General features: G+C 60.2%; 11 protein-coding genes. 5 read left to right on the top strand and 6 right to left on the bottom strand.

All coding sequences use genetic code 11. The features are described from left to right. The first annotated feature begins 120 nt into the window (after positions 1–120). Complete coding sequence (gene thiD, locus LG047_RS15090; protein WP_227967566.1) at positions 121–924, top strand: bifunctional hydroxymethylpyrimidine kinase/phosphomethylpyrimidine kinase; 804 nt, start codon at positions 121–123, stop codon at positions 922–924. Between the two features lie 24 nt (positions 925–948). Here thiD and LG047_RS15085 read toward each other — a convergent pair whose 3' ends face one another. Next, positions 949–1,398, bottom strand: coding sequence for a GatB/YqeY domain-containing protein (locus LG047_RS15085; protein ID WP_036283018.1), 450 nt, complete (start codon positions 1,396–1,398; stop codon positions 949–951). 61 nt (positions 1,399–1,459) lie between these two features. On the opposite strand from LG047_RS15085, the gene carA reads away from it, so the two are divergent. Together carA and LG047_RS15075 are read left to right on the top strand one after the other, a co-directional pair. Next, complete coding sequence (gene carA / locus LG047_RS15080; protein WP_227967565.1) at positions 1,460–2,650, top strand: glutamine-hydrolyzing carbamoyl-phosphate synthase small subunit; 1,191 nt, start codon at positions 1,460–1,462, stop codon at positions 2,648–2,650. A gap of 55 nt (positions 2,651–2,705) precedes the next feature. Beyond that, positions 2,706–3,566 carry a hypothetical protein gene (locus LG047_RS15075; protein ID WP_227967564.1) on the top strand — a complete coding sequence of 287 codons (861 nt, stop codon included), beginning with the start codon at positions 2,706–2,708 and terminating at the stop codon, positions 3,564–3,566. A 497-nt stretch (positions 3,567–4,063) separates the two neighbouring features. Here the strand turns inward: LG047_RS15075 and LG047_RS15070 are convergent, their stop codons facing one another. The 5 genes from LG047_RS15070 to LG047_RS15050 form a co-directional block, all read right to left on the bottom strand. Continuing rightward, complete coding sequence (locus tag LG047_RS15070) at positions 4,064–4,846, bottom strand: FkbM family methyltransferase (RefSeq protein ID WP_227967563.1); 783 nt, start codon at positions 4,844–4,846, stop codon at positions 4,064–4,066. 630 nt (positions 4,847–5,476) lie between these two features. Continuing rightward, the gene (locus tag LG047_RS19805; RefSeq protein ID WP_227967562.1) at positions 5,477–5,698 is read right to left on the bottom strand and encodes an IS3 family transposase; all 222 of its coding nucleotides are present in this window, start codon (positions 5,696–5,698) and stop codon (positions 5,477–5,479) included. Positions 5,699–6,181: 483 nt separating this feature from the next. Next, the gene (locus tag LG047_RS15060) at positions 6,182–8,887 is read right to left on the bottom strand and encodes a glycosyltransferase (protein WP_227967561.1); all 2,706 of its coding nucleotides are present in this window, start codon (positions 8,885–8,887) and stop codon (positions 6,182–6,184) included. Beyond that, positions 8,884–10,425, bottom strand: a complete 1,542-nt coding sequence (locus tag LG047_RS15055) for a DUF6212 domain-containing protein (RefSeq protein ID WP_227967560.1) — start codon at positions 10,423–10,425, stop codon at positions 8,884–8,886. Before LG047_RS15055 ends, LG047_RS15060 begins: the two co-directional genes overlap by 4 nt. 860 nt (positions 10,426–11,285) lie before the next feature. Next, a complete protein-coding gene (locus tag LG047_RS15050) occupies positions 11,286–12,014 on the bottom strand; it encodes a GyrI-like domain-containing protein (protein WP_227967559.1) in 729 nt (242 codons plus the stop codon). 153 nt (positions 12,015–12,167) lie between these two features. Between LG047_RS15050 and dapF the strand changes: the two genes are divergently transcribed. Both dapF and LG047_RS15040 read left to right on the top strand, forming a co-directional pair. Further along, entirely contained in the window at positions 12,168–13,028 is an 861-nt protein-coding gene (gene dapF, locus LG047_RS15045; protein ID WP_227967558.1) for a diaminopimelate epimerase, read from the top strand. A 5-nt stretch (positions 13,029–13,033) separates the two neighbouring features. After that, the gene (locus tag LG047_RS15040; protein WP_227968510.1) at positions 13,034–14,182 is read left to right on the top strand and encodes a MiaB/RimO family radical SAM methylthiotransferase; all 1,149 of its coding nucleotides are present in this window, start codon (positions 13,034–13,036) and stop codon (positions 14,180–14,182) included. The last annotated feature ends 161 nt before the right edge of the window (positions 14,183–14,343 follow it).

Below are 14,343 nucleotides of genomic sequence, written 5' to 3'. Positions count from 1 at the left end.
ATGAGAAGTTCGAGGCTGTTACGCGGCGAAACGGCGACCGGGAAGCCGAAAGACGCGCGAACGCGGTCCGTACGGCGTCCGACGCTTGGGCGAGCAGAGCGACTGCGCTAACTAGGACTCATGCAGGCCCGAATCCCGAAGCTCCTCTCCATAGCCGGGTCCGACCCTTCGGGCGGAGCGGGCGTGCAAGCCGACCTCAAGACTTTTTCCGCCTTCAGCTGTTACGGCATGGCGGCGGTCACCGCGCTCACCGCGCAGAACACGCGCGGCGTAACGGCGGCCTTCCCCGTCGCACCGGACATTGTCGCGGCGCAGATCGAGGCGGTGATGTCGGACATTCGGCCGGACGCCATCAAGATCGGCATGGTCGCGACGCCGGAAATCGCCCGGGCGATCGCCGGCGCGCTGTGGGAAGCGCCGCTAAATGTCGTGCTCGATCCGGTGCTCGTTCCAACGCAGGGTGTCAGCCTCGCCTCGGCAGGTTTGGAGACGGCGCTCTCCACGACGCTGCTGCCCCTCGCCCGGCTCGTCACGCCCAACCTCCATGAAGCGAGCGCGCTCACCGACACGCCGCTTGCCCGCACGCTCGATGAAATGGCGGCGCAGGGGCGTCTGCTGACCGACGCCGGCGCGCGCGCCGTGCTTGTTACGGGCGGCGACCTTGCGGGCGAACCCCTCGACGTGCTCGCCGACGGCGCCGAGATCCGCGTTTTCCATGGCCGCCGCGTCGAGACGCGCCACACCCATGGCACAGGCTGCGCGCTCTCCTCCGCCATCGCCGCCGAACTCGCCAAGGGCACGGGGCTCATCGACGCCATCGCCGCGGCGAAGGTCTGGCTGGAGGGCGCTCTGGCGGCGGCGGAGGCGCTCGAATTGGGAGACGGCCGCGGCCCGCCCCATCACTTTTTCGCAATGTGGTCCTAGCGGCCGAGGCTCAGCCGGCGCCTGTCACCCGTTCAGCGCCGCCTTGACCGCTGCGCTGGCCTTGGCGAAGTCCATGCGGCCCGTGTATTTCGCCTTGAGCGCGGCGACGACCTTGCCCATGTCCTTGATGGACGCCGCGCCCACCTCGGCGATGGCCGCCTTTATCGCCTCCGCCGCCTCGGCTTCGGTGAGCTGCTGCGGCAGATAGGCGGAGATCACGGCGATTTCGCCGCGCTCCTTCGAAGCGAGATCCTCGCGGCCGGCCTTCTCATAGATGTCGAGCGATTCCTGCCGGCTCTTGATCATCTTCTGCAGCAGGGCCAGCACATCGTCCCCTGTGAGCGTCTTGCCCGCCCCGCGCGCCTCGATATCCTTGTCCTTGAGCGCCGCATTGATGAGGCGCAGGGCGTCCACCTTGGCGCGGTCGCCTGCCTTCATTGCGTCTTTCAGGTCCTGGGTGATCTTCTCGCGCATAGGGTTTCCATTTCGGGGTCGGATGGACTAAATCCACGGTCAACAGGGAATAGAGCGGAACATGAGCGTCAATCAAGACAATGGCTGGACGAAGCCGGTGCACACCGGCGTGCTGGTGCTCGCGAGCGGCGAGGTTATCGAGGGCTACGGCCTTGGCGCCGTCGGCGAGGCGGTGGGCGAGGTCTGCTTCAACACCGCCATGACAGGCTATCAGGAAATTCTCACCGACCCGTCCTACGCCGCGCAGATCGTCACTTTCACCTTCCCGCACATCGGCAATGTCGGGGCCAATGAGGACGACGTCGAGACGGTCGATCTCGCCCGCAGCGCCGGCGCGGTCGGCGCGATTTTCGGCGCGCCGGTGACGGACCCATCCAATTTCCGCGCCGAGTCGACGCTGACGAGCTGGCTCGAGAAGCGCGGGATCGTGGCTCTTTGCGGAATCGACACGCGCGCGCTGACGGCGCTGATCCGCGAAAAGGGGATGCAGAACGCCGTCATTGCCCACTCGCCGGACGGCCGGTTCGACATGGCCGCGCTCAAGGCGAAGGCCGCGGCCTGGCCGGGCATCGACGGGATGGACCTCGTCCCGACCGTGGGCGCGAAAGAGCGCTTCGACTGGCGCGAGACCACCTGGAAGCTCGGCGCGGGTTATGGCGCGCGCGAGGGCGCGCCGAGATATCGCGTCGTCGCCATCGACTATGGCGTGAAGCGCAACATCCTGCGCCTGCTGGCGGAACAGGGCTGCGAGGTTATCGTCGCGCCCGCGACGGCGACGAGCGCGGAAATTCTCGCGCTAAAACCCGACGGCGTCTTCCTCTCCAACGGGCCGGGCGACCCGGCCGAGACGGGGAAATACGCCGCGCCCGTCATCCGGGACCTGCTGGCTGCGAAGGTTCCGACTTTCGGTATTTGTCTGGGTCACCAGATGATGGCGCTCGCCGTCGGGGCCAGGACGCGGAAAATGCCGCAAGGACATCACGGCGCCAATCATCCGGTGAAGGACTTCACCACGGGCAAGGTCGAGATCGTGTCGATGAACCACGGCTTCGCGGTCGATCGCGACACGCTTCCGGAGAATGCGGTCGAAACGCATCGCTCGCTCTTCGACGGCTCCAATTGCGGCATCGCTCTGACGGACCGACCGGCCTTCTCGGTGCAGCATCACCCCGAGGCCTCGCCGGGACCTCAGGACAGCCATTATCTGTTCCGCCGCTTCGTTGAACTGATGAGAGAGGCGAAAGCCGCGTGACGGCGGCCCGGCGGGAGCGCAAAATGGCGGCGTCGTCCACGAACGGAGCGCCGCCATGCGCCTCCTCCGATTTGCCGCGACGGCGGCGCTGACGCTCACAGCCGCCGTTGTCATTTCCCTGACGGCAAGGCCGGCGTTGCGTCATGCGCTCCTCGCCGAGCTGAATGACCCGGGCGCCCTGCCCGCGCTCGAAAGCGACGGGCGCATCCGCTTCGAGCCGGCGGCGCGCGCCTGCGCGCAAGAGGTCGCCGCGATCCTTCCCGGCGCGCTAAGACGCGTCGAGAGCGAGCATGGCCGCCCCTTCGCGAAAGCCCCGCTGATCGGAGTCTACGAATCCTTCGACACTTACGCGCGCGCAAACGGCCTCGGCGACTCTGGCGTCGCAGGCGTTTCGCGAGCGGGACGCGCCTTGCTCTCGCCGACCCTGTGCGGGGAAGAGCGCGCGCGGCTCGACGGCGTGCTGACCCATGAATTGTCGCATATTCATTTCTTCGGCTGGCGACCGCGCCACGCGCCGCGCCCGCCGCCGTGGTTCACCGAAGGCCTTGCCGTGACGGTTTCGAAGGGCGGCGGCGCCGAGGGCGTCAGCGACGAGGAGGCCGCGCAGGCGATCCGCGACGGCTACGCCGTCATTCTCGACGATCGTCCGTGGTTCGATTTCACCGACATCCGCTTCGAGCGCGAGCCTTCCGCGACGGGCGCTCTCGACGCTTACTCCTACCGCCAGCGACTGGCCTTCCGGCAGGCGGCTGTCTTCATCGCCTGGCTGCGGGCGCGCGATCCCGTCGCCTTCGGGCGCCTGCTGCGCAGCCTCGAGAGCGGCGCGCCGTTCGACGAGGCGTTTCACGAATCCTTTCGCGCGGCGCCGATGGACTGCTGGCGAGATTACGTCGCCGCCATCTCACATGCGGGCTGAACCGCGCGCCGCGCGCGCTCGGCATTAATTCTGCGGGGGTCAACGCTCCACTATCTCTGCGCGTTCTGCGACAGTTGGGAGCACACGATCAAAACCGAGCGCATCGTGGATCCTGAACCCAAGGCGCTTTATCTGTTTGTGGCGAAAACCGAGGGGAATCGGCTAAAAAACTCAAGCCGCGACATTGAGGAACGATGTCCGCCATCATCGCAGAGGTCGCCCCCCGCTCTCAGCGCGGGCGCCACTATTTCGTTTTTCAGGCCCCATAATCCTCCAATACCGACAAACGTCTTTCGCGGAACAAGCATTCCAATAACGGCTGCTATGTCTGTCAGAATGAGAACGTCGATCATGTTTAGCTCCAGTTAAAGGACCGGACGATCGGTCTCAAATACGCCAGCCTGAAAATTGGGGGCGAGCAATCGAACCAAGAACCGCATGTCATTTTCGTTCAACGATACGCCTGACTCCCATTCGAATTTCAACTGAATCCAAACCTATTGGATAACTCCCAGCTGTTTCAATGTCGCGCTGCTCGTGACATGGAAATCCATCCATCCATGTACGAGCGGACTATTGTGTTTCTGGAGTTCCCTGAAAGCGAGATAATCCCTCGCCGCGTCCTCGAAACTCAGCCATCCAGCATGCGGCAGTTCGCGTCCGAATAAGCCGCTCATGTGACCGTTGAAGCAGACGGGAACGAACAACCCCTCCTGCGCCGGGTTTGGCGGCGTCATAGCGCTGTTGAGGTCTTGATTGACGATCTGAACCAGATCGTACCCTGCTGCGAAAAGATGGGCCAATGCGCCAAGGGAAGTTGCTTGAATCGAAACGAAGGCCGGTCGGCGCGGATCGGCCAGCAGCTGCTGAACAACCAGTTCATCCGCCCCTTCAAGATCGCATTTGAGATAGTAAGGAACACCATAATCATCGAACATTTGGCTGATCGTGATGGTTTCGACCTTGATTTCCTGACTGACGTGTCCGCCCTTCTCCGCCCAGTCCTTGAACGCGCTCGACCAGTCGTCCTGTATCGGATTGACATAAAATGAGATTGTTTCACCCGAATTACGCCATAAAGCCCGATTGACGATGAAAAGCCTCTCCGCTTCGACGAACGCCTCATGCTCCTGATGCGCCGCTTCGACGAAAGCGGGATTGGCCTCGAGGGAAACTACACGAAACCTCTTGTCCAGATAGAACTTCGTGTCCAGCGCATGATGCATCCCCAAATCGTAAATGAGATCCGGCTGATAGGTATCGTTATTAACATGCAGCATCAAAGAATCTCCGGTTGCTTCGTCAAATCGCCTATCCAAACGCGGTTCTTATCGACCCGCGGATCGGCCCCACTTTTCTTCAACGGGCTCGACGGAAATCTCGCGCCGCTGCATTGCAACGTATCATTTGCGTCCGCTCTCTCACTACACCTATGAGCCATGACGCTTCGCACAGCCTTCATAATCGATATTGGTCTATGGCGAAGCGTGGCCTAACTTTATTTACATTCATCAGCAATGCGAAAACCTTCCACACTTCTCAATTTTCGTTCTCGAGCGCAGCCGTCACTTGTCCCGGGCGTAGGCAATCGGGCCGCGGCTGAACCACACTATTGATGTTGTTTTGACTTTGCAAAGCATCGGCATGTGGATTATGGACTGCCCTCCATTTGAACGGACAACGGTCTGGCTGGTTACGCACTGAGGCGGATGAACTCCCGAGAGGATCGGAAATTCAGGCCCGATTGGCGGAGAGCTTCGCAAGATTTCTCCATCCAGCGCGTCAGCCTGGCTAGGATTGTTGGATGTCTGGCGAGACGGCGAGTCGGGCTTAGCCGCGCGTGAGCGCCTTCAAGAAGCCTTCCGATACGCCATTGCTCTGCGAGCTTCGAACCGGCAGGAGCAACAGCGTCAAACCGTGCGAATCGTAATGACTTTGCCGTCATGGGCGCGGCCCGGCCTTCGCGCCGTGCGGCGTTCGAGCGTGAGGCCGTTGCCCTTCATAATCCACCAAATGCGCTTCATATTCACAGGCGACCTGCCTTCGGCTGGCAATTTGCAGTTCCCGAGCGCGCAGATGCGCCGATAGCCGTATGTCGGACGCGCGTCGACGCAGGCGGCTTTCGCGACCACAATGTTTCGTGTTCTCCTAATGTGCGCCAAGGTTACGTCAGGCACTTGCACGAAGGGCTGGATAAGCGATCGAACGCGAGATGCTTCGCTTCAGAAATCAAACAGCCGTTTTCAATCCAAAGGTGTTGAAGCAGGCTCAACTCGATATTATCTCCTCGCCCGTTTCATTTTAGGGAGCATCGTGTCGCAATCGTTGGACGAAGCTTTAATCGCCAACCCAACCACCGCCCTGATCGCGGGATCTTCACCTGCTACATTCTCCTCGAAAATTTTCAACACGCTTAAATCATCGACATCTTGGCGGCACGCTTTTCATGTCGTCCATAAAAGAGAGGTCTACCTTCTGCGGATTTGGCGTTTTCTGCTCCCCGCAAAACATTAACCCGAATTTTATTGAATGTTGCGCCTCGCCCTTATGCCCCGACCCACGTTCAGTGTTCTCTATTATACGATGAGCGAACTTCGTCGACCGGGTCTATCCTATCATCCGGTCGCCTCCGGCAATAAAATGCGGGCAGGGTCGACTTGACCGCCGTTCGTATCCTCCTCGAGATGCAAATCCAGTTCAGAGAAGCAACGATCATTGGCGTGCTTCGCAACGTCCGCGACGAATCCCTGTTCACAATAGAGACTTGCTCGTCGTGAAGTAACTTCGCGGCGTATACGCTCGTGCAAATCTATTATCGCATTATCCCAACTACGATCCTCAACCGAAGCAATCGCCGATTCAGCAATTTTCAATCTTTCGTCCGCGTTAGCAGCCAGATAGGCCAATCGTGTTGTCATATCTTCGACGCAGAATTCCTGTGAAACAATAAGCCCATTAACGCCATCTTCTATCAATTCTCGCATTGCTCCGCAGTCGGCGACCACCGGCACGACACCCGCAATCATCGCTTCTATAACGACAAGCGGGAGCCCTTCATAGTGCGAAGGCAAGAGCAACACGTCTGCCCATTCGAGCAGATCTATCAACTCATCTGCATTATAGACCGCCGGCTCGATTCGAGTATGGTTTATATGCTTCACATCACGTTGATCTATTACAGATTTCCCTACCAGCCTGAATCTGATATTATGATTGTGCCAGTCGATCGAAAGAAGCTGTCGAATTCTATCTAGACCCTTCTGATAGTCGAAGCGACCCATAAGCAGCACATTTAGACCGAGTCTTTTCTTGGCCCCTGCGCGACGATGTGACAGCCAGTGGCGCGCGCGCAGGCGCTCTTCATTAATTCCCGTCGAATTTGGAACGACAACGATCTTGTCATTCGCCATTCCGCGTCCGAGCAATTCCGCACCAAGTTGGTGGGAGCAGGTTATCACCAGATCCAACGCATATTCGTATGCGAGAGCGACTTGTGGATGACCAACGATACGACCTGTCGGCTTCACGTCGTTTGCGTGCAAGTATGCGCCCGTCACGATCCCCATTTGCTGCAGCTTGCGAAACATGCCGAGCATTTTTGATCCGTTACAAGACAGTACAACGTCATAAGATGTAAAGAACCCGGCGGCGGAGGAGACGACATGTTCGTCGTCCCAAGCGGGCAATTTAGTTCCCTCATAAGTACGGCCGCGCCAGCCCTGAAATCCAGTGACATCGACAAAATTGAGAGAATCGAACGCCTCGCGAAGCGTTGCGTCCCAATTGACACGAGAGGCGCCAATTACGACAGCATGGCAGCGCACGCCCCGACGTTTCAGGGCGAGGGCGACGGCGCACGCAACGCGTTCCACGCCGCCGAACTCCATGATAGGCAGCAAGAAGGCGACATCTATCGCTGCTATGTCATTGCCGGCTTGCATGCCATCGACACCGAGATTCGAGCAAATCAATCTGTAGATAGTTGAACGGTCCGGCGACCCGACTTTCATTAGCGTCGCCGGCCATTGTCTCACGAATGCTCCTCCGTAAGCGCGCAACTCCATAAAAAACGACGCGAAGTAGAATACCGCAGTCTTGGCTCCGAGATTCCCAGCGCTCGACGGCATTGAGACCCGCCGGCAGTTGACACTCACCTCCGGCTCCCTCGTGGTCAGGGAACGGATCCGCAAATCCTCCGAATCACTGAGAATTTCTCTTGCCAACGTCATACTGATCATTGCGAGTTGCGCAGCAGCGCCCTCGGACGAGTCAACAGTCGCAGGCTCGACAAACTCATCCGAGGATTCGAATAATTCTGTCACAGCGAGATTATCTGACTGTGTCCTCCGTTCGAGATCGAAGAAAATCCAGTTCGAGACGCGTAAATCATTTATCGCGCTCAACGTGTTGGAGGTCGTCACAACGAGAAAGCAGCCGGGATGAAAACAGTTTGGCTGCTTCATCGCGCAAACAAACAACTTTCTATATTCCTCGAGCGGCATGCTCTTTTGCTCGGATTGGGCGGTGCTGGTCAACACGACTCGCGCCTCGTCCGCAAGATAAATCGCATATCTTGGAAGATCGGACATCTCCATACATAGGAGGGATTTCGAATCGCCAGTCCAGCGATGCTTATGTCTCATGTAATTGGAAATATTGGCATGCTCCCGATTGGAGTCCGCGAGCATGCTCTCAGGCCGCTTTCGATAGCGAAAACCCAGACCGGGCCAATGCATCCCCCGGCAACCCGCCTCTAATAGCGACAACCAGAAATCCCAGTCTTCATATCCGGCTTTCATATTTTCATCGAAGCGATGCCCCGATCGAAACACACGCGTCCGCACCAGACTGCCAGCGTCGGAAATATTCATCACAGCGTGGATCAACGGAAGATAATCTCCGCGAAAGTCGGCATGGTAGTCCAGCCCGAACATATTCATGTCCGGATAAAACCAATCAGCATCCGGATGCTGATCGAGAGCATCCTTCATCGACCGAACAGCGTGCAACTCCAGCAAATTGTCCGCGTCGAGAAAGAAAATCCCCTCGATTTGAGGCATTTTGGCGAGAACGTAATCGATCCCACGATTTCGGGCAGACGATAAACCCTGATTTGTCCCTCTTATGTAGTAAATCTGCTCGTTTGCGATTGATAAGGAGAGACTCGTAAGGTGACTTGAAAGATGCGGACATCCATCATCGACAATGACGACAGCGACGTTGATTCCTGACTCCTGGGATGCGGCAAGGACAGACTGGATCGCTTCGCAGACGAGCTGACTATGCTTGTATAGCGGCACAACGAATGCAATTTCGATCACGCGGCCTGTCCTTCCGTGCGCATCGCGTATTTATCGGCCGTGCGGCTGATATACATACCCCCGAAAATGCTCCACGCGAACTGGCAATTTCCTGATGGAGATCTTGAAAAAAGAAGTATGTCGCCCGTCTCAATTCCCTCCGGAAGATTGCAATGAATCTGAATTGCGTCGCCGGGAGTGACGGCCATCCAGTCCAAGGGTTCCCAATATTCAGATCCCCGATGACCCACGATGTCGCCTAATGAACCGCCATTTCTGTTGTGAGCACTTTTCAATACAGCTGCGGCGCACTCGATTGCAGCCTCCGATTGCGTTCCGACATGGCTTACCAGTATGCTCAGTTTTTCACCGCCGCCAAACGGGACGTGAGGCACAACGGCGATAGTTGGCTCTTTTCCTGTCGGATGAACGAGAATGCCATTGTATTGCGGCATCAACTTTACGACGTCAAAATCGGCAAGTTCAGCCGTCTCGACAAGCTGACACTGCGCAAGATGTTCCTGGCCCAACGTCCGATGCTCTTCGCGCGAGCCGCTAATATAGGTTTTCGCCAAAGGCGCGGGAACTCGCAGGTCGACGCGGCTGATATCTCCGATTTCGATACTTTCGACCGGCATCAACGCGCCGACCGTCGGTTGCCTCATGTTTCCCGGCAGCCCGGAATATACGCGGACGGAAAGAGGTCGGTCGCCCTCACGTTTGCCATTGATCGCAAGCGCGTAATCCTTGATCGGGGTTGCTCTGCCAAGGCCCACTGAGACGATAGGCGTTGCTGAATAAGGGATTGTCAGAGAAATTTCCATTGGCTCGTCGAGAGCCTTGATGGAAGACGGCATCTCAAATCGGGTCCAGGGTCCCGAAATAGCATCGAGCGACACGACCCACTGACCGATGGATTTGCGCGACCAGCGCCCGATCACCGAGAGATATATTTGCTGCTTTTCGTTGCCGCCTCGACGAACATGCTGGAGCTTCAGCGACACCCCGCTCGGAAAGGGTACGACCTGCGGAAGGGCTTGCGTCAAAGTGACGTAGGAGTTCAGGCCCGTACTTGCTTCAGAAAACGTCCAGTAATCCTCCGCGTCTGGCAGGGCGAAAGCGAGCCAATCACGAGCGAAGGGGACCGACGTCAGATATTCCTCGAGATGCGAGAACGAGGTTTGAACTTCTCGCAGCCTGGACCTGACCTCGCCCAGAGCGATAAGGTTTCGACTGTTTTCAGCAAGCGACAATCGCGCAAAGGCCGTCGCTCGTTTGGCAAGCCAAAAACAAACTCGGGTTGTCGCTTCGGTCGAGTCGAAAACGAATGTCGAGTCTTCCTCGAGTCCTTTCGGAAACAAGGCGACTCCCGGTTTGATAGCCCCTGGTTTTTCGACAATCACGCCCAGCAGCGGCCCGTGCTTGGAAACGTCGTATCCCGTATCCGTCGCCTGATCGAGATCGATGCGTTCGATTCCATTATTTTTCAGCAGGGACACCAACCAATCAGGCGCCTGCTTTTCAGTGGCTACGCAGAAGAGACGTTTTTGATCTAGCATCGGGCATCCCCTAACGCCGCCTGGCGATAATTTTCAACTAACGCCGCCCGTCGTCAAAACGCAGATTGACGGCCGAAGTCCGAAGAGCGCGAGGCAAATCCGGCCCACAAAAGCTCCGAGATGGACGAGGCGCCGAAGCCCGTCGCATGAAAGTTGCACCTTCTGCCGCTCAGTCGGACACGCGGCAGGCGCGTTGGCGCTGCCGTGCGCTCCGTGAGAAGCGTGCGAACGCCGCGAAAAGGTAAACTCTGGCTCACTCCGGACATCTCCGACGCCACTGCAACACTTAAGATGTTACATGAAGATGACCCAATCCGGAATAGCGTCCGGCGACTTTTTTCTTGGCCGGAAGCGGTGGGCATTTTTCCCTTGCTACAAATGCATTATCGCGTCCCGCCGTCGCCTTGCGGGGAGGACCGATAAAATTGTCTTCAGGATAGAGCTGTCGTCGCTATTTCGAGCCGCCAGTGATTTGCGATTGTCCGCATCCGCGCGACTCGGAAAACTGCTAGCGGAGGCCGCCGTAGCGAGCGACAAAGTCGGCCGTTCGACATATCCAGGCTCGGATTTCCGAACACTGGCGGATCGAGAATGCACATGTGTCGCCGACGATGGGGCGCGCCCGCCCGTGCCCGGGAAATTTCCAATGAAATCAGGTATTTTTAGCCAGCGAAGATCGGCGGGCGCATAGCTGGGCCTTCACACCGCGCCCGAGCGGCGTTGTCGCCCATTGCGCCGACCGCTGACGCGGCCGCCGTCCTCACGACGGGACCCGCGCACCTCGGACGAAACGCGAACACGCCCCTCCGCAGACATGAAGAATGTCATACTTCCAATCTCACGCCGGCGCCGGCCAATCATCACTTCAGAAAGACGTAGATATCCACATCGACGTTTGCGTCCTCGCCTTTGAAGTCGGTGAGATATTCCTCGATGATCAGGTCCTTGGTGTCGAGCCCCTTTTCGTCGAGATAGGCCGCGATCGCCTCATAGGTGGCGTCGATCTCGTCATAGGCGCCCCGGTGCTGGAATTTGAGCGCCTTGCCGGCAGGCGACGCGCCGATCTCGACGCCGTCCGCAAGCCTGACCTTGCCCTCCGGCGCGGCGGTGAGAGGGGCCATCGCCTCGAAAGAAAAGCCCGTGTCGTCGGTCTTGGTGAAAACGGCGATCGGCCTGCCGTTAACCGTGAGACCCGCCTTTGTTACGGCGGCGGTGAGCTTTTCGAGCGCGGACGACAGCGTCTTGGCGGCCTCGTCCCACTTGCCCTGCCCCTTGAGCACCGCGGCCGGCCGCGCGTCGACGGCGACGGTCTCGCTCATGACGGCGGCTACGGGGTTTTCCTTGGCCGCACCCTGCTGCGCGTCGGCGGCCCCCGCCGGCTTGTCGGCGTCGCTGCCTCCGCCCCTGGCGTCCGTCTGGGCGGACGGAGCCGGCTGCGCAGGCGCGACTGGCGTTTCGTCCTCGAGCTCGGGAGCCGGAAACAGCCTGCGCTCGGCGACGATCGCCGCCGTCGCGACGAGAAGCGCGAAAACCGCCAGCGCGCGCCAGTGACGCCGCAGGCTGTCGATCAAAGCCGGTTCCTCGTCCATTCCCAGGGCATCCTTTCACACAGGCTGCGAATCGCATTTCGCCCTTGTCGCGCGCAATTGCGACAGGCGTCGGGCGCCGCGAAACTGGCGCTGCCGCGGCGCAGTCTCTATATACGAGCGCTTGTTAACGGAAACAGTGCGAGACCGCCCGCGATGCCGCATCCGCTCGAAAACCGACCGATCCTGCGCATGAACGGCGCTGGCAACGAAATTCTGGTGCTCGATCTGCGCGGCCTCGACCATGTCCTCGCGCCGCAGGAGGCGCGCGCCATCGCCGCCGCGCCGGGCCTGCGCTTCGACCAGTTGATGGCGCTGCATGATCCGCGCGAAAAGGGCGACGACGCCTTCATGCGCATCTATAATGTCGATGGTTCGCTCTCCGGCGCCTGCGGCAATGGCGCGCGCTGCGTGGCCTATGCGCTCGCGCGCGACGGCAAGGAACGGCTGCGGCTTGCGACCGACGCCGCCCGCATCGAGACGCGGCGCGAAGCCGAGACCGTCTTCACCGTGGACATGGGCCGCCCGCGGCTCGACTGGCGGGAGATTCCGCTGTCGCGGGAGGCCGACACTCGCGCGGTGGCGCTGGAGCCGCCGGTCGCGGGCGCGCCCACGCAATTCAGCGCCGTGAGCATGGGCAATCCCCATGCGGTGTTTTTCGTGCCCGACGCGCTTGCGGCGCCGCTCGAAACATTGGGCCCGAAGCTCGAACATCACCCGCTCTTTCCGCAACGGGCCAACATATCCTTCGCGCAGATCGTCGCGCGCGACGATATTCTGCTGCGGGTATGGGAGCGCGGCACGGGCGCGACGAAGGCCTGCGGCTCGGCCGCCTGCGCGACGCTCGTCGCGGCGGCGCGCGCGGGTTTCACCGAGCGGCGGGCGCGCGTGCGCCTGCCGGGCGGCGATCTCCATATCGAGTGGCGCGACGACGATCACGTCATGATGACGGGGCCGGTGGAGTTCGAATTCGAGACGACGCTTTCCGCAAGCCTTTTCGAGGGCGTCGCCGCGTGAGCGAGATGGCGCGGAATGTCGAGGTCGTCACCTTCGGATGCCGGCTCAACATGGTCGACTCCGAAGAGCTCGCGCGCCGGCATGAGGGCGAGCGCGAAACGATCATCGTCAACACATGCGCCGTGACGGGTGAAGCGACCCGGCAGGCGCGACAGGCCATTCGTCGCCTGCATCGCGAGCGTCCGGAGGCGGAGATCGTCGTCGCGGGCTGCGCGGCGCGCATCGATCCGCAAGCCTTCACATCGATCGATGGCGTCTCGCGCGTCATCGCCGAGCAGGCGCAAAACCGCGCTGCTGCGGCGGAGGAAGGCACGCGCGCCTTTCTCGCCGTACAGAACGGCTGTGATCACAGCTGCACCTTCTGCATCATTCCGCTTGGCCGAGGCGCCTCGCGCTCCGCGCCGCCGCAGGAGATTGTCGCGCAGGCTCGCGCGCTCGTCGAGCGCGGCAAACAGGAGATCGTGCTCACCGGGGTCGATCTCACGAGCTATGACGCGGACGGATTGCGGCTCGGAGGGCTTGCCCGGCTGCTGCTTCGCGAAATTCCCGACTTGCCGCGCCTGCGTCTTTCCTCGATCGATTGCATAGAAGCCGACGACGACCTCATCGTCGCGGCCGCGGAAGAAGAACGTCTCTGCCCGCATCTGCATCTATCATTGCAGGCAGGCGACGATCTGATCCTGAAACGCATGAAACGGCGACATTCACGCGCCAAAGCCATTCGTTTTTGCGGGGAACTTCGCGACGCGCGCCCCGACATCGTCTTCGGCGCCGATTTCATCACCGGCTTTCCGACGGAAACGGAAGAAATGTTCACGCGCACGCTCGGGCTGGTCGAAGAATGCGGCCTGACGCATCTCCATGTCTTTCCCTTCTCGCCTCGCCCGGGAACGCCTGCCGCGCGCATGCCACAGGTCGCGCGAGAGGTTGCAAAGGAACGCGCCGCGCGGCTGCGCGAAACCGGCGACGCGGCGCTGGCGCGCCATCTCGACAGGCAAAAGGGAAAGCGGCTCCGCCTGTTGACCGAGCGCGGCGGCATGGCCCGCGCGGCGGATTTCACACCGGCGCGCACGCCGGGCGTAGCGGCGGGAGTGATGATCGACGCCCTCGTCACCGGCCACGACGGCCGGGCTCTCGAGACGGCGTCCCGATAGCGTCGAAGCGGGGAAATGTGGAGCCGCAGCATGACTCGGGTCCCCGTGCGACGGCGATGCGCGGCGTCATGCGCGGCATGGGGCCGGCTATCGGCGGATGACGCCAATAGAGGGGTTCGGCGGGCGGCCTGCGCGTTGGTGCGCCTGACTGAATGCCAGAC

The sequence above is a fragment of the Methylocystis sp. WRRC1 genome, assembly GCF_020733155.1.
GTDB lineage: Bacteria > Pseudomonadota > Alphaproteobacteria > Rhizobiales > Beijerinckiaceae > Methylocystis.
The sequence above is the reverse complement of the archived record's forward strand: the minus strand, read 5'-3'. Positions and strand labels throughout refer to the sequence as shown.